The sequence below is a fragment of the Pantoea endophytica genome (genome assembly GCF_002858935.1).
Classification (GTDB): domain Bacteria; phylum Pseudomonadota; class Gammaproteobacteria; order Enterobacterales; family Enterobacteriaceae; genus Pantoea; species Pantoea leporis.
Genome location: NZ_PJRT01000018.1, coordinates 141,727 through 160,618 on the forward strand (window position 1 = coordinate 141,727; position 18,892 = coordinate 160,618).

Sequence of the window (18,892 nt, forward strand, 5' to 3'; positions counted from 1 at the left end):
AAGAGGTAAAAAGGCGGGAAGCGGGCGTAAATAAAGTATAAAAATGGTGAAGAATTAAGCGCTTTCTAACGCCCAGATGCGGTTCAGATCGATGTTCTGCCATAAGCCGCTGTCTTCCGCGCCGGTGATGCTGTCGGTGCAGAAGCTGTCGCCAAGATCGAGCGCTTCCGGTTTCACTTCGCGCTGCGCGTGCAGCGACCAGAACACATGTACTTTGGGCTTGAGCAGCGATTTTTCGCCAGCCTGTACCACCAGCGCCACGCGCCCGGAAGCCAGTCGCACCAGCGATCCCACCGGATAAATGCCGATGGTGCGTACGAAGGCGTGCAACAGCGTGTTGTCGAAGTGTCCACGCCAGCTCAACATGTTGTGCATCGCTTCGGCAGGCGTCCAGCCTTTGCGATAAGGACGATTCGAGGTGACGGCATCATAGACGTCGCACACCGATGCCATGCGCGCATATAGTGAGATTTCGTCGCCTTTCAGTCCGTGCGGATAACCGTTGCCGTCATACTTTTCATGGTGATGCAGGGCGATATCCAGCAGATCTTCACCGGCATTGGCGTCCATTAACATCTGCGCGCCCACGATCGGATGCTGACGCATCACGGTGAACTCTTCATCGCTGAGCTTGCCGGGTTTGTTGAGAATCTCCAGCGGCACTGCGGCTTTACCCACATCATGCAGCAAACCGCCCATACCAACGCGCCGCAGCTGATGCTCATCGAGGCCCATTTTTTTGCCGAGCGAGATCATCAAACCGCACACCGCCATTGAGTGCAGATAGGTGTAATCGTCGTGATTCTTCAGGCGCGCCACGCTCAGCAGCGCCGTGGGTTCGCGGGTGATCGAACCGGCAATTTGATCAACCAGATCAAGGGTGTAATCGAGGTCGAGGCCTTGTCCCATGCGCGCCTCGTTAAACATCGCCAGCACCTGCGGTTTCCCCTGATTGAAGATGCTTTGCGCCTGATCCATCTCCTGGAAAAACGGGGTTTGAGGAATCTCTTTTTTCGGCGCAGGCGTGACGGGTGCCTGTACCGATTTGTCGAGATCGATCCATAACTGCAGGATCCCCTCATTGCGGATCATCGCGATCTGGCGTTTATCAGTGATCAGCATTTGGTTGCGAATGCGCTTATCTTTGACCCACCAAACCTCCAGTTTGTGGATAAACATTCCCTGCCGCAGTTCGTCAACATTAATCAGCTTTATCACGATATCGCTCCTTAATATCAGTGGGTGGTAAGGAGGTATCGGCAGCTGAGCAAAAAATCTTCAGAGTGGATTTGTGCGATCGGTGAGGTTTGCGCGCGAGGTACGTATAAATGCGAATTTTACGACGTTGGATCGCCATTTATGGCGACCATGATTTTAGGCTACAACCGCTGAACGCTGCGCCAGAAAGGCACTTAACGGCGTTACCCTGCTCAACTCTTCCTGTGTTCTGGCATCGTTTTCCACTTCCCATAGATCCAAATGGCGCTGCAGATTCAGCCAGAAATCGACTGAAGTATCGAAAACAGCTGCCAGCCTATAGGCCATTTCGGTGGTCAGTTTACGGTTGTTATTCACCAATGCACTGACTGTATTGCGGTGCACGTTCAACATCTCTGCCAGGTCATTCACTTTGAGGTTAAGCGGCTCGAGGAACTCGTACTGCAGAACATCGCCAACGCTGGTCGGTTTACGCATCGCCTGTTTCATTGTTGCTTCTCTTTAACGGTTAGCAGTTGGCCACAAGTGGCTGCTAGCGGTGTTTACGATAAGTGTGTGGATCGAGATAGAGATCTCTTGCCGTGCCATTAACCCATTGAAAAATTAGTCGATACTGCTCATTTATCCGTATTGAATAATATCCCAATAGCGGAGGTCTTAAGGCCTCAAAGCGATTACCCGGTGGTGAACGCAAATCATGATGCGATGTTGCGGCATGGATGATGTCGAGCTTGCGCGCCAATGCGGACTCAATCATGGCCGGGATATGCTTATGCGGTGTTGCATAAACAAAAAATAATCGCAGCCAATCGTCCCTGAAACTGTGAATTGAACCCTTCATCTACTACCACACCTGATGTAAACATGGTGGGCAACTTATTGCACTAACGCACTGTGCTCAAGTGCATTTTTTAACATCATAACGAATTTCAGATCGGGATTCCAAAAATTTATGAGCCGATGATTAAACCGCTTTAATACCGCGCGCTTTCTCCGGATTTTCATAAGAGGCAGCAGGGTTCTGCTCCGCACCAACGCGTTCAATCGGTCCCATCACCAGCAGGAACAGCAGTGCAGCAACCACGCAGTGCGCGCCGACAAACACCAGCCCGATGCTGTAGCTGCCGGTTAAGCCGACGATGATGCCGAACAGCAGCGGCGTGATAAAACCCGCCATATTGCCGATGCCGTTAAAAATCGCGCCCGCAAGGCCAACCGCTTCTTTCGGTGCGGTATCGCTGACAATCGTCCAGGTTCCGGCGCCCGCCGCCACGCCTTTACCAAAGAAGGCGAACGACATCATGGCGATAATGCCGACGTTGCTGGGGATCACCGCCGCCAGAACCAGCGATGCCGCCATCAGCATGCCGACAATATACGGCGTTTTACGCGCCCAGGATAAACTCCAGCCGCTTGCCAGCAACTTATCAGAGATATAGCCACCGCTGATGCCGCCGAGGAAACCAAATACCGCCGGTGCGATGGTGGCAAAACCGGCATCAAGAATATTCATGCCGCGCGCCTGCACCAGATAGATCGGGAACCAGGTGATGAAGAAGTAGCTCAACGCGATGATGCAATATTGGCCGATATAGGCGCACCACAGCATGCGGTTGCTGAGCAGCTTCCTGAACATTGCTTTGCTCAACGGCGGACGCGCTTTTAGCGTTTGTGCCGAATCGATATCAACCAGCGCGCCGCCCTGCTCAATGTAGCGCAATTCATTTTCCGAGACCTGCGGATGTTGGCGCGGGCTGCGCATAAAGCCCATCCAGACAAACACCGCCAGCACGCCAATGCCGCCCAGCACAAAGAACGGCCATTCCCAGCCGAAGCGCGACACCAGCCAGCCGGAAAGCGGCGAAAAGATGGCGACGGCAAAATATTGCGCCGAGGCAAAGAGTGAAGAAGCACGGCCGCGTTCAGCGCTGGGGAACCACATGATCACTGCGCGCGCATTGGCGGGAAAACTCGGTGCTTCAATCAGGCCCAGCGCGAAACGCAGCGCAAACATCAGCGTGAGCGCCATGGTCATGCCGCTGGAGAACTCGCCGACAAAACCCATCAGCAACGTGGAGATCGACCACAGCGCCAGCGTCACGCCATACACTTTTTTGGTGCCAAAGCGATCGAGAAACAGGCCGCCGGGGATCTGGCCGATCACATAGGCCCAGCTAAACGCCGAGAGGATCAAGCCAAGCTGGATCGCCGAAAGTCCAAACTCATCTTTGATCGCCGATCCTGAGATCGACAGGATCGAGCGGTCGGCATACGCCACCACGGAAAGAAACAGGATCAGGCAAAGGATCCCAACGCGTACGTGGCTGTTCTGTGGACGATGATTGGCTTTTAGCATGGGCTGAATTCCTCAAATGAACGTGCCGGAATACCGCTTTATTTCCCTGTTCAGCAACTATAGGAAGCAGTTTCATCCATGGTCATTGTGCGAATGGCGGAATCGATGGGGCAAAATAGCGCCAGATTTAGCCGCTGGCACAAAGTGAGGTGCTGTGCTGCACAGAACCTCAAAAATCATCAGGCTGTTGCACCGCAATGTGCGCCAACTCTAAGAAAATCCTTCGCAGTGCAACTATGAGTGCGCGAAGGAAAGACGCACCCGAGAGCAAAGTGTGCGCTTAGCTGCAAAATCCAACCTTGCCGATTGTCAGCCGGGTGGCGGCCTCGTAGGCTGAAAATGATTTCATTGAGCCATTTTTAAACTCAATGAAACATTCATTCTAATAACAAGCTTACTCTGGAGTCTGCGATGAAAACCCTCAAGGCGATTGTGTTGCTCGGCCTGCTCTCAACGTCAGCCTCGGCGCTGGCGGAAAAAATTGGCGTGTCGATGGCCTACTTCGATCAAAACTTCCTCACCATTATTCGCCAGTCGATTGATAAAGAAGCCAAAGCGCGTGGGCTTGATATTCAGTTTGAAGATGCACGCGGCGATGTGGGACGTCAGACCGATCAGGTGCAGAGTTTTATCGGTGCGGGCATGGATGCGATCATCGTCGATCCGGTCGATTCCGCCAGCACGCCGCAGCTCACCAGGCTGGCGCAGCAGGCAAAAATTCCGCTGGTGTACGTCAACCGCACGCCAGGCGATAAATCGCTGCCGGCCGGCGTGGTGTTTGTCGGCTCCGACGAGCGTGAATCCGGCACCTTGCAGATGGAAGCGCTGGCGAAAAGGGCTAACTACAAAGGCAATGTGGCGATCATGATCGGTAACCTGACCGACGCCGGTGCGCTGCAACGCACCAAAGACGTTGAGCAAGTGGTGGCGAAATATCCCGGCATGAAAGTGGTACAGAAACAGCCCGCTAACTACGCGCGCAATGAAGGCATGGATTTGATGAATAGCTGGCTGGGCAACGATGAAGCGATTGATATCGTTGCGGCTAATAATGATGAGATGGCGATTGGCGCGGCCATGGCGCTGGCCAAAAGCAATAAAAAGGTGCTGATTGGCGGTATCGATGCTACGCCAGACGGCCTGAAAGCGCTGTCGCAGGACAAAATTCAGGTCACGGTTTTCCAGGATGCGGTCGGCCAGGGCAAAACGTCGGTGGATGTGGCACAGAAGCTGATCAAAGGCGAGAAAGTGGATTCACACGTGTGGATCCCGTTCGAGCTGGTGACCAAAGAGAATATGCAGAAGTACGTTGAGAAGAGTCAGTAAAAGGTCAAATTCGCGCGATGAATCGCACCGCTACGAATGCGTGCACAATTCCGTAGCGGCGCAATTTATTGCGCAAAACCCATCAGTTTTTTAGTTTAGCCATCTGCACGATATCGTGATATTCGCCGTCGCGCAGGCAGGCTTTGCGCTTCACGCCCTCGCGCTCGAAGCCCAGCTTTTGATACAGGCGCAGCGCGCGTTGGTTATCGTGGAACACTTCCAGCTCAATACGCATGATGCCGAGCCAGTTGAAGGCGTAATCCATCGCGTGGCGGATCAGCTTTTCACCAATGCCGCGCCCGCCAAACGCCGGATCGACGCTGATACCAAAACTAATGCTGTGACGCGTACGCGGACGCTGTTCGACAAACAGCGTGAGCTCACCGACCATCGCACCCTCAATCTCCGCAACAAAGCCGATGTATCCCAGCTCATCCATCTTTTCGAATTTTTTCTGCCAGGTCGCTATGCTCGGACACGGCAACTGCGTGGTCCAGCGATAAACGTCAGGATGGCTGTATAGGCGTTGGTAGGCGGCGGCATCGCCCGGCTCACGACCGCGAATGTGTAAATCCATGTCGGTAATCCCTTTTCACATGCACTAAGCTGTTAACTCTCACCATTTCGGGAAGAGTGATTCTATGTTGTATCGCCGTTTTGAACGTTTTATCAATATTTTCCAGGATGCGCCAACCGATTCCCCACCCGCCAGCGTCTGGCCGTTCTACTTCTACTATCTGCGTCAGGTGTGGCCGAGCTTTGTCGCGCTGCTGATTGTCGGGCTGGCGCAGGCGCTGATCGAAGTGGCGCTGTTCAGCTATCTCAGCCGCATCATTGACCTGGTTAATCACTCGACGCCCGCTTCGCTGTTCAGCGATAACTGGCAAATATTGCTGTGGATGGGTTTTGTCGCGCTGATTCTGCGGCCGGTGGTGATTGCTGCGCACGATATGCTGGTACATCAAAGTATTAACCCGAGCATGACCAGCATGATCCGCTGGCAGCATCACAACTACGTGCTGCGTCAAAGCCTGAATTTCTTCCAGAACGATTTTGCCGGGCGCATTGCCCAGCGCATCATGCAGACCGGTAACTCGCTGCGTGATTCGGCGGTACAGCTGGTGGACGCCATCTGGCACGTGGTGATTTACGCGGTGACCTCGCTGGTGCTGTTCGCCGAAGCCGACTGGCGCTTGATGATTCCGTTGATGATCTGGATTGTGGCTTACAGCGTGTCGCTGAGCTTCTTTGTGCCGCGCGTTAAACAGCGTTCGGTGGTGTCATCGGAAGCGCGCTCGAAATTGATGGGCACCATTGTCGACGGCTACACCAACATCGCCACCATCAAACTGTTTTCGCATAACGATCTGGAGAAGCGTTACGCGCGCGAAGCCATTCAGGAGCAAACCGACAAAACCCAGCACGCCAGCCGCATGGTCACCACCATGGATATCACGCTCTCGACGCTGAATGGCTTGCTGATTGTCAGCACCTCCGGCCTGGCGCTGTGGTTGTGGAGCCAGTCGCTGATCAGCGTTGGCGCGATTGCGCTGGCGACCGGTTTGGTGATCCGTCTGGTGAACATGTCCGGCTGGATCATGTGGGTGGTGAACGGCATCTTCGAAAACATCGGCATGGTGCAGGATGGCCTGAACACCATCGCGCAGCCGCTGAGCGTGCAGGATGAGCCGAACGCGAAAAACATGCAGGTGACGCGCGGCCAGATTCGTTTTGAGGATGTGCGCTTTGATTATGGCGGCAGTCGTCAGGTGATCAATCGCCTCAACCTCAACATCAAGCCGGGCGAGAAGATCGGTTTGATTGGCCCGTCCGGGGCCGGTAAATCCACCCTGGTGAATCTGCTGCTGCGGCTGTATGACATCAACAGCGGCCGTATTGTGATTGACGATCAGAACATCGCTGAAGTGACGCAGGAAAGCCTGCGCGGACAAATCGGCATGATCACGCAGGACACGTCGCTGCTGCATCGCTCAATTCGCGAAAACCTGCTGTATGGTCGTCCGGATGCGACGGAAGAGGAGTTGCAGGCGGCGATTATCCGCGCGCGCGCCGACGAGTTCATTCCGCTGCTTTCTGATCCGCAAGGCCGCACCGGGCTGGATGCGCACGTGGGCGAGCGCGGCGTGAAGCTGTCGGGCGGTCAACGTCAGCGTATCGCCATCGCGCGCGTGCTGCTGAAAGATGCGCCGATTCTGATCATGGACGAAGCCACCTCGGCGCTGGATTCCGAGGTGGAAGCGGCGATTCAGGAGAGCCTGGAAACGCTGATGCAGGGCAAAACGGTGATTGCTATCGCGCACCGTCTTTCCACTATCGCCAAAATGGATCGTCTGGTGGTGCTGGAGCAGGGTGAGATTGTCGAGATGGGCAACCACCGCGAACTGCTGGCGCACGGCGGACTTTACGCGCGCCTGTGGCAGCATCAGACCGGCGGTTTTGTCGGCGCGGATTAATCACCACGCCGATACGGTAAGGCGTCGCGCGCTTCAATTGCCCAGCCGCGCACGCCTTCCCGTTCCTGCAGCAGAAAATCCGCCACCGCATCGCGCAAACCGGGATGACACAGATAGTGCCACGAGTGGGTAATGTGCGGCTCAAAGCCGCGCACCAGCTTATGCTCGCCCTGCGCGCCCGCATCAAAACGCTGCACACCTTCCGCGATGGCGAAATCCATGCCCTGATAGAAGCAGGTTTCAAAATGCAGCCGATCAAACTCCGCCAGACAGCCCCAATAGCGGCCGTACAGCGTGTTGCCGTCCATTAAGCAGAATGCCATCGCTGCCGGTTGCCCTTGTAGCGTCGCGATCACCACGCGAATCGAATGCGGCATGCGCTCCGCCAGCAGGCTAAAGAAGTGGCGGCTCAGATAGGGCCGCTGGCCGCGCACCGCGTAAGTGTTGGCATAACAGGTGTAAACAAAATCCCACTGATCCTCGCGCAGCTCATCGCCGCGATACCAGCTGAATTCAAAGCCGCTGCTCATCACCTGCTCACGCTCTTTGCGCAGCTGTTTGCGCTTGCGCGACATCAGCGTGTCGAGGAAATCCTGAAAATCGCGATAGCCTTTGTTGTGCCAGTGATACTGCAAGCCGAGGCGTTCAAGCCAGTCTGGCTGCTGCTGCATAATGTGGTTGGCGAACGGCGTGGTGAAGTTGATGTGCGCGCCGCTCAGACCGTGTTGATAGAGGTTATCCGGCAGCACGCTGAGCAGTTTCAGCACCGCTTCTTCATCGCCCAGCAGGCGTGCGCCAGTCACCGGACTGAACGGAATCGCGCCCAGCCATTTCGGATAGTAAGGAATACCGGCGCGCTGACAGGCATCCGCCCACGCATGGTCGAACACATATTCACCGCGCGAATGGCGTTTGCGATAGCCCGGCAGCGCCGCACGCAGCGTGCCGTTTTCGCGCCACAGCAGGTGATCCGTCTGCCAGCCGTTTTCGGGCCGCACGCTGCCGCTCTCTTCAAGTGACAAGAGAAATGCGTGGCGTAAAAACGGTTGATCGTCAGGTAACAGCGCATCCCATTCGACGGCGGCAATCTCCGCCAGCGATGACAGATGTAGCAAAGACATTCACGGCTCCCGGCCTGATGAAAGCAGGCACCTAGTTCAACAGGTTTTCCCGCGTGGGAAAAGGTGCAGCGCACTGAATGTGTATACCTTGCTTTGTGCCCGCAACCGACCTGTGGATAGTTCCGTAGCGGCGCCATTTATCGCGCGCCCTTTAGGCATGTGTATACTCAGGCTTTTTAGCCGTCAGGAAACGCCATGGATCGCCTCGATTGTGACCGCATGTTTGTCGCCGTGCTGGAAGTGGGCAGCTTCGCCGGCGCTGCCGAACGCCTCGGCACCAGCAGCGGCCAGGCGTCGAAGCTGGTCTCCCGGCTGGAGCATGAACTCGGCGTGCAGCTGTTTAAACGCAGCACGCGCGCGCTCTCGCCCACCGAAATCGGTCGCGCCTATTACGAGCGGGTAAAAACCCTGCTGGAAGCCTTTGATACGCTGGATGCCACGGTGCGCGACAGCGCCACTACGCCGAGCGGCCGCCTGAAAATCAGCGCGCCCGGTACCTTTGGTACTGCGGTGTTGGCCAGCGTGCTGGTGGAGTTCGCGCGTCATTATCCGCAGATCGAACTCGACGTGAACTTCTCCGATCGTGCAGTTAACATCGTCGATGAAGGCTTTGATATGGCGATTCGCATCGGCAAGCTTGATGACAGCAGCCTAATCGCGCGCCGCCTTGGCGATGTGCCGATTCGCGTGGCGGCGTCTTCCGGTTATCTGCTGCAACACGGCACGCCGCAGCACTGGCGCGATTTGGCGACACATCAGTGCATCAGCGATACCAACTTCCGCGATCCCTGGCATTGGCCGTTCGTGACGCCGTGCGGCGACAGCGTCAGCATGCCGATTCGCGGTCGTCTCTGTTTCTCCAATACCGAAGCCTGTTTGCAAGCAGCGATCGCCGGATTGGGCATTGCGCGGCTACCAGGTTTTATTGCCGCACCCGCCCTGCAGCGAGGTGAAATCGTCTCGCTATTAGAGGAATTCGCCACGCCGCCCATGGGCCTGTTCGCGCTCTATCCGCCGGCGCGTCATCTGGCGCAGAAAACCCGGCTGCTGATCGATTTCCTCGCCGCCCATTTCCAGCACCATCCGCCCGGCTGATTCCTTCCAATTTGGAAGCAATGAAAGCCATTTTGCCCGGATTATCACCCAACCAGCAGCGCTGTATGCTCACTTCATCAACACTGAGGAGAGAAGACGATGCTGGTTAACGGTAAGTGGAGTGCAGAGTGGCATCCGGTGCAAGCCACCGATCAACAAGGCGGATTTGTGCGCCAGACATCCCGTTTTCGTCACTGGATTAGCGCAGATGGTTCCAGCGCATTCGCTGCCGAGCCGGATCGGTATCACCTCTATGTAGCGCTGATTTGTCCGTGGGCCTCGCGCACGCTGCTGGCGCGCAGTCTGAAAGGGCTGGATAAGGTCATCAGCGTGTCGGTGGTTGAGCCGCAGCTCGGCGCGCAAGGCTGGCGCTTCGGTGATTATCCTGGCGCAGATCGCGACTGGCTGAATAAAGCCGAATACCTTCACGAACTCTACACCCGTGCCGATGCCGATTTCACCGGCCGCGCCACCGTGCCGGTGCTGTGGGACAAAAAGACGCAAACCATCGTCAATAATGAGTCAGCCGATATCCTGCGCATGCTGAACTGCGGCTTTGGCGCGCTGGCGGACGATCGCATCGATCTTTATCCCGAAGATCTGCGCGCAGAGATCGACGCGCTGAACGAATCGATCTATCCGCGCCTGAATAACGGCGTCTATCGCACCGGTTTTGCTACCACGCAGGTGAGTTATCAGCAGGCGTTTAACGATGTGTTCAGCCAGTTGGATGAGCTGGAGCTGCGCTTGCAGGATGGCCGTACTTTCCTGCTCGGCGAGCGCTTAACCGAAGCGGATATCCGCCTGTTCGTCACGCTGGTGCGCTTTGACGCCGCCTATCACGGCCTGTTTAAATGCAACCTGCGCCGCCTGCGCGACTATCCGCTGCTCGATCGTTATCTAAAGAGTATGCTTTCGGTCTCTGGCGTGCGTCAGACGGTGAATATCGATCACATCAAGCAGGGCTATTATTCAATTAAAGCGCTGAATCCCAACGGCATTGTGCCGGTTGGCCCGGATATGGCGGCCTACGATTTATAAGGAACAGGGCGATGGCAAAAGCGTTAGTGATTTTTTTACATGGCGTCGGCAGCAACGGCGATGATCTCGCGGTGCTCGGCGAACATTGGGAGCGCCTGCTGCCGGATGTGGCGTTTGCCTCGCCGAATGCGCCCTATCCTTTTGAACACGCGATGGGATATCAGTGGTTTAGCCTGACCGGCATCACGCCCGAAAACCGCCCGGCGCGCGTGCGTGAATCGCGCGCGGCCTTTGATAACACGCTGCAGCAGCTGATGGCGCAGCACGGCATGGCGGATGCGTGGGACAGAGTGATTCTGGTGGGCTTTTCGCAGGGTTCGATCATGGCGTTAGATGCGCTGGCGTCGGGCCGTTATCCGCTAGCCGGCGTGGTGGCCTTTTCCGGCCGTCTGGCATTTGATGGCGCATTAACGCCGCAGCCGTATACGCCTGCGCTGCTGATTCACGGCAAATCCGATGAGGTGATTCCGTTTAGCGAAAGCGTATCGGCGGAGCAACGTTTACAGCAGGCTGGCGTGACGGTGGAAGCGCGTTATGAAGCGGCAACCGGCCACACCATTTCATCGCAGGGTGCGATGGATGCCGCCGGTTTTATTGCGCAATGTTTGCAGGATTAAGGCCAGTAACGATTTAACGCCTGCCACGCTTTTTGCGCAGCCACGTCTGCTGGCTGCGCCTTCAACTTATCGTTGAACACTTCAATGCCGACCGGCCCGCTGTAACCGGCACTTTTCAGCTTATCGACAAAGCGTTCCACTTCGATGATGCCATCGCCCGGCAACAGGCGCTGGTGACGCGCGTACTCGCTAAGCGGCTGCTTATCCTGCGGTGGCATGTCGGCCATATCGCACAGCTGCACTTCGTAGATACGGTCGGCGGGAATGCCATCCAGCTGCGACGCATCGCCGCCTAACGCGCAGATGTGGAACAGATCGACCACCAAACCGATATTCGGCTGGTCCAGCCGTTGCAAGCGTTCCCACGCCAGCGGCAGCGTGTTATCTACGCTGCACCACGCCATCGGCTCATACATGATGCGCATGTTGTAGCGCGCGGCTTCCGATGCCATCCAACGTAAATCTTCATCAATACGCGCCGCCACACAATCTTCACGCGTGCTGGCCGGTGCCTGAATGGTGTCGCAGCCGATGGTTTGGGCAATCTGAATAAACTGACGCAGCTCTTCGCGTTTTTGCTGGCGGTCGCGATCCGGCGCACCGGTGAAATCGCGTAGCACCTGCACATTGGTGAAGCCAAGCTGCAACTGCTTCGCTAACTGTGGCGTACTGGCTTGCACATCTTCGCGCCAGATCTCAACCTGATCAAAACCGGCGGCGCGTGCGGCACGCAGCTTCTCCTCAGGTTCACCGTTTAACAACACCAGGTTAAGGAATTTAGGGTTACAACGCATGACACAGCTCCTTAATCGTCCGGATAATCGGTGACAAATTCTGTGCGTCACGCGCACAGAATGGCGATCAGTATCTACCTCTGAGGAGTTATTTCAAGCGCGATGGTTATCCGAGCAGATTGACCGCGGCAAAACCGGCGAAGGTCATCAGCAGCGAACCAATAACATGCACCATCACGCTCGACATCGCCCAAAGGTATTTACCTGATTGTAGCAACCCAACAATTTCTGCAGAAAAAGTGGAAAAGGTGGTTAAGCCGCCACACAAGCCAGTGACAATTAACAGTTTCCAAAAGGGATCGATATGCGGATTACGCACAAAGAAAGCCAGCGCCGCACCGATGATAAAACCGCCCACCAGATTCACCATCAAGGTGCCGGGCGGCAAATTGGGAAACAGCGCGTTAAAACGTAATGAGATCAACCAACGCAGCGTACAGCCCACCGCACCGCCCAGCACCACCGCCAGTAACGATTTCAACATAGTTTGGAGCTCCTGATATGAATGACGCGCAGGGCCGCGGCAGGACAGAATAACACCTGACACACCGCCGTCTCCCGCGCAGGGATACGAGTGTTGTCAGGCGTCATCAGCCGTCTGTGACCAGAACGGCGGTTGGGGAAGGTGGCACGCCATCACCTTAGGCGGGAGATAATACGCTGGCTTGGCAATGCAGACAATATGGTGAAGGAGGCACAGTGTTGTCGCGGCGCGATCTATCGCGCGCATCAGTGAAGGCACCGTGCCAATCCCTCTTTGCGTAATAAATTGCGCCGCTACGGTTGGTGCCAATATCAACGTTCGAAGTGAATCACGCCCTTAATCAGATCCCGGTTGTTAATCACATCCGCCTCAAAGCGCTCTGCCAGCGTAGAAAAATCATAATGGCGATTGAGCATCATGTCGGCACGAAGCTGCCCATTCGCCATCAGTTCGCCTACTTTCGCGAAATCTTCCAGCGTGGCGTTGCGGCTGCCCAGCAGCGTGGTTTCCTTTTTGTGGAACTCGATATCCGGGATCACCAGATCGCCTTTGTGCAGGCCGACAAACACGATGGTGCCGCCGTGACGAATCAGTTTCACCGCGCCGTTCATCGCCGCTGGGCTGCCGGTGGCATCGATCACTTTGGCCGGCAAACGCCCACCAAACTCCGCCCGCAACTGCGCCTCAAAATCGGCGTCTAATGGATTTACCGTCGCCAAAACCAGCTTCTGCGCTACGTGTGCACGGCGTTGCTCGCTGGTGTCGGCCACCACCACATTCGCCCCCGCCGCCGCCGCAATCGCGGCCACGCCAAGGCCAATCGGACCTGCACCCACCACCAAAACCTGCTCATCCGCCGTAACGGCCGCACGGCGCACCGCATGCGCGCTGATGGCGAAGGGTTCAATCAGCGCGGCGGCTTCGGGATCAACCTCATCCACCGCCAGCAAATTGCTGGTCGGCACGCTAAGGTATTCGCAGAAACCGCCATCCTGATGCACCCCAATCACCGAGATTTTTTCGCAGCAGTTGGTTTTGCCACTTAAACAGGCATCGCACTGCTGGCAGGCAACGTAAGGAATCAGCGCCACGCGCTGGCCCAGCCTGAAGCCGCTGGCCTGGCTGCCGAGTTCTACCACTTCGCCACACAGCTCATGCCCCAACACGCGTGGATAGCTGAAAAACGGCTGATTTCCGGCCCAGGCGTGGATATCGGTGCCACAAATGCCGGCGGCGATCGGTTTGATCAGTACTTCATGGGCGGCGGGCGTCGGCTTCGCGCGCTGCTGCCATACCATCTGGCGCGGCTCGGCGACCACCAGCGTTTTCATCGTTGTCATTGGCTTCTCCTGTGCTGTTGTCGCAGTTATGGCGAAAATCGCCGATGGCAGCGTTTTGCGTTGGGGGAAGTGTGAAGCCAACCGCTTTTTTTGGGCTTTGTATGGTTTTTAATAGATAAAAAACCGGAGACGCGTATGAGCCGCAGCCAGAATCTACGTCAGAACGTGATTAACCAGATGCTGGAAGGCATTGCCAAACGGCATATCCGTTCGCCGTTGCCCCCGCAGGCGGCGCTGGCTGAGATGTTCAACATCAGCCGCACTACGGTGCGCCACACTTTGCAGCATCTGCATGAGCGCGGCGTGCTGGAAAAGGTGGATGAAACCTACGTTATCGTGCGCGATCCCAGCGAAGAAGATGGTTTTAACGCCCTGACGCCGCCGATCGATCAGCAGGCGCTGCAGTTTGAGCAGACCTTTTTTAACCTGATTAATCAGCGTCAGCTGATGCCGGGCGATACCTTTAGCGAGCTGCAGTTAGCCCAGCAGGTGAAGGTCAGTCCGGTTGTGGTACGTGAATTCCTGCTGCGCTTTATGCGTTATGACCTGCTGGAACCGGTAAAGCGCGGACAATGGCGCATGAAGAAGTTCGATCAGAAGTATGCCGAGAACCTGTTTGAGCTGCGTGAAATGCTGGAAACCCACGCGCTGACCCGTTTTCTCAACCTGCCCTCGCAGGATGAGCGCTGGATGCAGGCGCGCGACCTGCTGGATCGCCATCGTTCGATGCGTGACACCATTGCCAGCAATTACCGCCACTTCGCCGCGCTGGATAAAGAGATGCACACGCTGATTCTCTCCGCCGCTAACAATCCGTTTTTTAATCAGTCGCTGGAGATTATTTCCGTGATTTTTCACTCACATTATCAATGGGATGAAACCGATCTTAAGCAGAGAAATATCGTGGCGCTGGAGGAACATATGGCGATTCTGACAGCGCTGATTAGCCGTCAGGATGTCGAAGCCTTGTGCGCCCTGCACAATCATCTCGGCACCGCCAAGACATCGATGATCCGTTCGATCCGCCAGTACAATTAAAAACCGATTAAAAACCACAAAGCATTAGCTCCCGCACGAATCTGAAACATCTCCGCAACATCCCGATCTGATTGCTTCTAGTCTCGAAGTCAATCCGTTGGGGCAGCACCGTTTTGCTGCCGCAGGATCCCTTACAAACGCATAACGATAAGTACCCAGATCCGGGAGGTCGCAATGGAAAATACTTCGGCTCGTGGCCGCGAAAACGCGCCACAACCGGCTGCAGACGGGCAAGATTTTATCCCGGCACGCAGTGACGTGGTGCGCTCGCCGCGCATCAGAAAGATCCAGATTACCGCCATGCTGCTGCTGCTGTTCGCCGCCATGATCAACTATCTCGACCGCAGTTCGCTGTCGGTGGCCAATATGACCATCCGGGGAGAACTGGGTTTATCCGCGACTGAAATTGGCGTGCTGCTGTCGGCCTTCTCGCTGGCGTACGGCTTAGCGCAGCTGCCGTGCGGTGCGCTGCTCGATCGCAAAGGGCCGCGCATCATGCTGGCGATTGGTATGTTCTTCTGGTCGCTGTTCCAGGCGGCCGCCGGTTTGGTGCATAACTTCACCCAGTTTATTTTGGTGCGTATCGGGTTAGGTATTGGCGAAGCACCGATGAACCCCTGCGGCGTCAAGGTGATCAACGACTGGTTCAACATCAAAGATCGCGGCATGCCGATGGGCATGTTTAACGCCGCTTCGATGATTGGCTTGTCGATTGCGCCACCGATTCTGGCCGCGATGATGATGGTGATGGGCTGGCGCGGCATGTTTATCACTATCGGCGTGCTCGGCATGTTTCTCGCCATCGGCTGGTATCTGATGTACCGCGATCGCGATAACAACACGCTGAGCGGCGAAGAGATTCACTATCTGCAGGCGGGCAGCGTGGCATCGCGCAAAGAGCCGCTGAGTTTTGCCGAGTGGCGCGGCCTGTTTAAGCAGCGCACCATGTGGGGCATGATGATTGGCTTCAGCGGCATCAACTACACCGCGTGGCTGTACATCGCGTGGCTGCCGGGCTATCTGCAATCCACTTATCACCTCGATCTGAAAAGCACCGGTTTACTGGCTGCGATTCCATTCCTGTTCGGCGCGGCGGGCATGCTGCTGAACGGTTATGTGGTCGATGCGCTGGTGCGTCGTGGCCATGATGCGGTGAAGGTGCGTAAGATCTCTATCGTCACGGGCATGCTGTTGTCCGCCGCGTTTACCGCCTTTGTAACGCGTGCCACCGACACCACCAGCGCGGTGACCATGATTGGTATGGCGCTGTTCTGCATCCACTTTGCCGGTACATCGTGCTGGGGTTTGATTCACGCCAACGTCACGGCGCGCATGACCGCCTCGGTCGGCAGCATCCAGAACTTCGCCAGCTTCGTGTTCGCCTCGTTCGCCCCGGTGATCACCGGTTGGGTGCTGGATACCACCAAGTCGTTTAGCCTGGCGTTGATGATTTGCGCCGGTGTGACGGTGGTGGGTGCGCTGGCCTATTTGCTGCTGGTGCGTAAGCCGATTACCGATGGGGTTTGAATGGTCGCCAGGAATGGCGTAATACATGTCAGTTAAGCGCAGTGCGACTTTCGTTCGCCTCGTACTGAGGCAGTTGCAGCACCTTCGTGCGGCGACCGAGCAGAGGGCGTCTGGCCACGCCCTCTGCACTCCCAGGCCTTGCGCCAGCCCAACCCGCCGCTTCGCGGTACCTTCACTCATTCACGATTCCTGACGGACCGGTGTCGATTCGCTCCTGCTCAACGCCACCTCTCGCCGCATCCATGCGGCTCGTCCTGGAATCCCTCAATCGTTCAGCGGATTGGGATGTCGCCTCAACACCCTCGCTGCAGCAGCAATGCGTTTTCTTAATTCACAATCGCTATAAGCTCCGTAAAGTCGCCATGCATGGCGACCGGATGCCTATGAATATGCGCACCGGCAATTGGCGTTATGCCGGGTGGGTAAAAAACTGCGATTCACACTGGCGCGCGATCTCCCACAGCTTGTTGCGAATCACCTGTTTCAGCTGCAGCGTCGATTGCGACTGCGGCTGATCGCGGCGACTGATTAACATCACTTCAAACGGTAGCGGCTGCGCGACCGGCAACAACTTGAGCTGGTCGGCATAACGGCACGCGGTAAACAGATCGACAATCCCGACGCCGCCGCCCGCCAGCACCATATCGGCAATCACCGAATAGGTTTTAATCGACAGTGATACCGCCGGATTGAGCCCTTTATCGCGCAGCGCGCGGTGCAGCACCCGACCGAGCGGATCCTGATTCTGCATCATCAACAGGTTGTTGGCGCACAGCCACTCCAGCGTCACCGGCTCATGGTGGGTGTGATCGCGCGGCAGCAACGCCACCATCGACGACTGAAACAGCGGTTCCGCCAGTAAATCGGCATCCACCTGCTGACCAAACACCAGCGCGAAATCGAGCTGATTAGCCATGATCATGCCGCACAAGGTGCTGAAATGCTCGGTGACCAATTCCACGCTGACCGATGCCGCTTGTTGCCGCCAGTTCACCAGCGCGGGCGCTAACACCATCTGACCAAACGCATGCGCAGCACCGACGCGCACCGTTTGCCCTTCGCCGCGCCGCAGTTGCTCGGTCAGCTGGGTAATCGCCTGTAAACGCTGATAGATATCTTCCACTTCCGGCAGCAAGCGCCGCCCTTCTGCCGTCACCACCATGCCCTGCGCGCGCCGCTCAAACAGCGCAAAACCGAGCTGCTGCTCGGCGTGATTAAGCACGCGGCTGACATTCGGCTGCGACACATTCAGCAAACGCGCCGCCGCACTGATGCTGCCGGTCTGCACAATCGCCTGAAAGACTTCGATATGCCGCAGCCGCATGATTATTCGCCCCAGGTGGCTTCAAGCACGCGCAGCCAGTTGCCGTGGCAAATCTTCTCCAGCAGCTCGCGTGAATAGCCGCGTTGCGCCAGCGCCTGCACCAGTAGCGGGAATCCGGCCACGTCCTTCAGATCGCCCGGCATGGTGGCGCCATCGAGATCCGAACCAAAACCGACGCCCTCTTCCCCCACTTTTTCCAGCAGATACTCAACGTGACGCACGATGGCATCGACGCCGGTCGGCGCATGACGATCGCCATCTTCACGCAGGAACGGCACGGCAAAATTGACGCCGACAAAGCCGTTGGTTTCGGCAATCGCCGCCAGCTGGCGATCGGTGAGATTACGCGACTGCGCGCTGAGCACATGCGCGTTGGAGTGGCTCGCCACCAGCGGCGCATCGCTGATTTCCGCGGTGTGCCAGAAGCCTTTCTCATCCATATGCGACAAGTCGACCATGATGCGGCGGCGATTACAGTCGCGCACCAGCTGCTTGCCCGCAGCCGTCAGGCCGTTGCCGATATCTGGCGACGAGGGATAGAGGAACGGTACGCCGTCGCCGAACTGATTCGGGCGGCTCCACAGCGGTCCCAGCGTGCGCAAGCCGCTGGCATACAGCATGTCGAGCAGCTCGCCGTGGGTATCCAGCGCTTCCGCACCTTCGACGTGCATCACCACCGCTAACACCTTGTTCGCCATGCAGTGACGAATCTCGCGCACGCTGCGGCAAATCTTCACCTGGCCATTCGAGGCCTGCTCAATGCGCAGCAGCAGCGCCAGCATGGAAAACGTCGCGTCGCGCGCTGAGTTGATAATTTCCTGAGGAAAATCTGCGAGGTCTGGCGCACTTCTTGCAATCAGAGGGTGGGACGGCACCCAGGTGGCGAAAATGCCACCTACCATATTTCCCTGACGGATACGCGGCAAGTCCATTTGGCCCGTTTTGGTGCCAGTAAAAAAGGCATTAACCGCGTCCGGCTGATGGTGCTGCCACAGCTTATTCAGCACATCGTTGTGGCCGTCAAAGACCGGAATATCGAGGGTAATCGAGTCAGACATGTTGTTCAGTTCCATGTTCGGGGGAAAGCGCAGCACTGCCAGCTGGCGGAGCAAATTGCACCATAAAAGGGCAAAACCA

18 protein-coding genes and 1 riboswitch are annotated in these 18,892 nt (G+C 56.6%); of the genes, 7 read left to right on the forward strand and 11 right to left on the reverse strand.

Annotated features, from left to right (window positions below; translation table 11 throughout):
* Window positions 1–54: 54 nt before the first annotated feature.
* The 4 genes from PZBJ_RS12595 to PZBJ_RS12610 all read right to left on the reverse strand — a co-directional run bounded on the left by PZBJ_RS12595 (window position 55) and on the right by PZBJ_RS12610 (window position 3,574).
* On the reverse strand, window positions 55–1,218 hold the full coding sequence (locus PZBJ_RS12595; protein ID WP_101762745.1) for an HD-GYP domain-containing protein: 1,164 nt from the start codon (window positions 1,216–1,218) through the stop codon (window positions 55–57).
* Between the two features lie 156 nt (window positions 1,219–1,374).
* A complete protein-coding gene (locus tag PZBJ_RS12600; RefSeq protein WP_101762746.1) occupies window positions 1,375–1,707 on the reverse strand; it encodes a HigA family addiction module antitoxin in 333 nt (110 codons plus the stop codon).
* Between the two features lie 43 nt (window positions 1,708–1,750).
* A complete protein-coding gene (locus PZBJ_RS12605; protein ID WP_101762747.1) occupies window positions 1,751–2,059 on the reverse strand; it encodes a type II toxin-antitoxin system RelE/ParE family toxin in 309 nt (102 codons plus the stop codon).
* A gap of 123 nt (window positions 2,060–2,182) precedes the next feature.
* Window positions 2,183–3,574, reverse strand: coding sequence for an MFS transporter (locus PZBJ_RS12610; RefSeq protein ID WP_101762748.1), 1,392 nt, complete (start codon window positions 3,572–3,574; stop codon window positions 2,183–2,185).
* A 411-nt stretch (window positions 3,575–3,985) separates the two neighbouring features.
* Here PZBJ_RS12610 and PZBJ_RS12615 point away from each other — a divergent pair, with 411 nt between their 5' ends.
* A complete protein-coding gene (locus PZBJ_RS12615) occupies window positions 3,986–4,900 on the forward strand; it encodes a sugar ABC transporter substrate-binding protein (protein ID WP_101762749.1) in 915 nt (304 codons plus the stop codon).
* A gap of 82 nt (window positions 4,901–4,982) precedes the next feature.
* Here the strand turns inward: PZBJ_RS12615 and PZBJ_RS12620 are convergent, their stop codons facing one another.
* Window positions 4,983–5,477 (reverse strand): GNAT family N-acetyltransferase, encoded by a 495-nt coding sequence (locus PZBJ_RS12620; protein WP_101762750.1) that lies wholly within the window; start codon window positions 5,475–5,477, stop codon window positions 4,983–4,985.
* Window positions 5,478–5,541: 64 nt separating this feature from the next.
* Here PZBJ_RS12620 and PZBJ_RS12625 point away from each other — a divergent pair, with 64 nt between their 5' ends.
* Complete coding sequence (locus PZBJ_RS12625; protein WP_101762751.1) at window positions 5,542–7,374, forward strand: ABC transporter ATP-binding protein; 1,833 nt, start codon at window positions 5,542–5,544, stop codon at window positions 7,372–7,374.
* On the opposite strand, the gene PZBJ_RS12630 is transcribed toward PZBJ_RS12625, so the two are convergent.
* Window positions 7,371–8,495, reverse strand: a complete 1,125-nt coding sequence (locus PZBJ_RS12630) for a GNAT family N-acetyltransferase (RefSeq protein ID WP_101762752.1) — start codon at window positions 8,493–8,495, stop codon at window positions 7,371–7,373. The two genes, PZBJ_RS12625 and PZBJ_RS12630, sit on opposite strands and share 4 nt — an antisense overlap.
* Window positions 8,496–8,690: 195 nt before the next feature.
* Here PZBJ_RS12630 and PZBJ_RS12635 point away from each other — a divergent pair, with 195 nt between their 5' ends.
* From PZBJ_RS12635 to PZBJ_RS12645, 3 genes are all read left to right on the forward strand, one after another.
* Window positions 8,691–9,590, forward strand: coding sequence for a LysR family transcriptional regulator (locus PZBJ_RS12635; RefSeq protein WP_101762753.1), 900 nt, complete (start codon window positions 8,691–8,693; stop codon window positions 9,588–9,590).
* 99 nt (window positions 9,591–9,689) lie between these two features.
* Entirely contained in the window at window positions 9,690–10,631 is a 942-nt protein-coding gene (locus PZBJ_RS12640) for a glutathione S-transferase family protein (RefSeq protein WP_101762754.1), read from the forward strand.
* Between the two features lie 11 nt (window positions 10,632–10,642).
* Window positions 10,643–11,248, forward strand: a complete 606-nt coding sequence (locus tag PZBJ_RS12645) for an alpha/beta hydrolase (protein ID WP_101762755.1) — start codon at window positions 10,643–10,645, stop codon at window positions 11,246–11,248.
* Here PZBJ_RS12645 and PZBJ_RS12650 read toward each other — a convergent pair.
* From PZBJ_RS12650 to PZBJ_RS12660, 3 genes are all read right to left on the reverse strand, one after another.
* Entirely contained in the window at window positions 11,245–12,042 is a 798-nt protein-coding gene (locus tag PZBJ_RS12650; RefSeq protein WP_101762756.1) for a sugar phosphate isomerase/epimerase family protein, read from the reverse strand. The two genes, PZBJ_RS12645 and PZBJ_RS12650, sit on opposite strands and share 4 nt — an antisense overlap.
* Before the next feature lie 106 nt (window positions 12,043–12,148).
* Window positions 12,149–12,526, reverse strand: a complete 378-nt coding sequence (crcB, locus tag PZBJ_RS12655) for a fluoride efflux transporter CrcB (protein ID WP_101762757.1) — start codon at window positions 12,524–12,526, stop codon at window positions 12,149–12,151.
* Window positions 12,527–12,616: 90 nt separating this feature from the next.
* Window positions 12,617–12,692, reverse strand: a riboswitch (Fluoride riboswitch).
* 145 nt (window positions 12,693–12,837) lie between these two features.
* Window positions 12,838–13,866, reverse strand: a complete 1,029-nt coding sequence (locus tag PZBJ_RS12660) for a zinc-binding alcohol dehydrogenase family protein (protein WP_101762758.1) — start codon at window positions 13,864–13,866, stop codon at window positions 12,838–12,840.
* A 135-nt stretch (window positions 13,867–14,001) separates the two neighbouring features.
* Between PZBJ_RS12660 and PZBJ_RS12665 the strand changes: the two genes are divergently transcribed.
* Both PZBJ_RS12665 and PZBJ_RS12670 read left to right on the forward strand, forming a co-directional pair.
* Entirely contained in the window at window positions 14,002–14,904 is a 903-nt protein-coding gene (locus tag PZBJ_RS12665) for a GntR family transcriptional regulator (RefSeq protein ID WP_101762759.1), read from the forward strand.
* A 174-nt stretch (window positions 14,905–15,078) separates the two neighbouring features.
* Complete coding sequence (locus PZBJ_RS12670; protein ID WP_101762760.1) at window positions 15,079–16,431, forward strand: MFS transporter; 1,353 nt, start codon at window positions 15,079–15,081, stop codon at window positions 16,429–16,431.
* A gap of 409 nt (window positions 16,432–16,840) precedes the next feature.
* Here PZBJ_RS12670 and PZBJ_RS12675 read toward each other — a convergent pair whose 3' ends face one another.
* Together PZBJ_RS12675 and PZBJ_RS12680 are read right to left on the reverse strand one after the other, a co-directional pair.
* Window positions 16,841–17,755 (reverse strand): LysR family transcriptional regulator, encoded by a 915-nt coding sequence (locus tag PZBJ_RS12675; RefSeq protein ID WP_101762761.1) that lies wholly within the window; start codon window positions 17,753–17,755, stop codon window positions 16,841–16,843.
* Window positions 17,756–17,757: 2 nt separating this feature from the next.
* The gene (locus PZBJ_RS12680) at window positions 17,758–18,813 is read right to left on the reverse strand and encodes a dipeptidase (RefSeq protein WP_101762792.1); all 1,056 of its coding nucleotides are present in this window, start codon (window positions 18,811–18,813) and stop codon (window positions 17,758–17,760) included.
* Window positions 18,814–18,892: the final 79 nt, after the last annotated feature.

Excerpts from the sequence above, each read along its gene's own strand:
- PZBJ_RS12600 (WP_101762746.1), bottom strand. The coding sequence starts at position 1,707 with ATGAAACAGGCGATGCGTAAACCGACCAGCGTTGGCGATGTTCTGCAG.
- PZBJ_RS12605 (WP_101762747.1), bottom strand. The coding sequence starts at position 2,059 with ATGAAGGGTTCAATTCACAGTTTCAGGGACGATTGGCTGCGATTATTT.
- PZBJ_RS12610 (WP_101762748.1), bottom strand. The coding sequence starts at position 3,574 with ATGCTAAAAGCCAATCATCGTCCACAGAACAGCCACGTACGCGTTGGG.
- PZBJ_RS12615 (WP_101762749.1), top strand. The coding sequence starts at position 3,986 with ATGAAAACCCTCAAGGCGATTGTGTTGCTCGGCCTGCTCTCAACGTCA.
- PZBJ_RS12620 (WP_101762750.1), bottom strand. The coding sequence starts at position 5,477 with ATGGATTTACACATTCGCGGTCGTGAGCCGGGCGATGCCGCCGCCTAC.
- PZBJ_RS12625 (WP_101762751.1), top strand. The coding sequence starts at position 5,542 with ATGTTGTATCGCCGTTTTGAACGTTTTATCAATATTTTCCAGGATGCG.
- PZBJ_RS12630 (WP_101762752.1), bottom strand. The coding sequence starts at position 8,495 with ATGTCTTTGCTACATCTGTCATCGCTGGCGGAGATTGCCGCCGTCGAA.
- PZBJ_RS12635 (WP_101762753.1), top strand. The coding sequence starts at position 8,691 with ATGGATCGCCTCGATTGTGACCGCATGTTTGTCGCCGTGCTGGAAGTG.
- PZBJ_RS12640 (WP_101762754.1), top strand. The coding sequence starts at position 9,690 with ATGCTGGTTAACGGTAAGTGGAGTGCAGAGTGGCATCCGGTGCAAGCC.
- PZBJ_RS12645 (WP_101762755.1), top strand. The coding sequence starts at position 10,643 with ATGGCAAAAGCGTTAGTGATTTTTTTACATGGCGTCGGCAGCAACGGC.
- PZBJ_RS12650 (WP_101762756.1), bottom strand. The coding sequence starts at position 12,042 with ATGCGTTGTAACCCTAAATTCCTTAACCTGGTGTTGTTAAACGGTGAA.
- crcB (WP_101762757.1), bottom strand. The coding sequence starts at position 12,526 with ATGTTGAAATCGTTACTGGCGGTGGTGCTGGGCGGTGCGGTGGGCTGT.
- PZBJ_RS12660 (WP_101762758.1), bottom strand. The coding sequence starts at position 13,866 with ATGACAACGATGAAAACGCTGGTGGTCGCCGAGCCGCGCCAGATGGTA.
- PZBJ_RS12665 (WP_101762759.1), top strand. The coding sequence starts at position 14,002 with ATGAGCCGCAGCCAGAATCTACGTCAGAACGTGATTAACCAGATGCTG.
- PZBJ_RS12670 (WP_101762760.1), top strand. The coding sequence starts at position 15,079 with ATGGAAAATACTTCGGCTCGTGGCCGCGAAAACGCGCCACAACCGGCT.
- PZBJ_RS12675 (WP_101762761.1), bottom strand. The coding sequence starts at position 17,755 with ATGCGGCTGCGGCATATCGAAGTCTTTCAGGCGATTGTGCAGACCGGC.
- PZBJ_RS12680 (WP_101762792.1), bottom strand. The coding sequence starts at position 18,813 with ATGTCTGACTCGATTACCCTCGATATTCCGGTCTTTGACGGCCACAAC.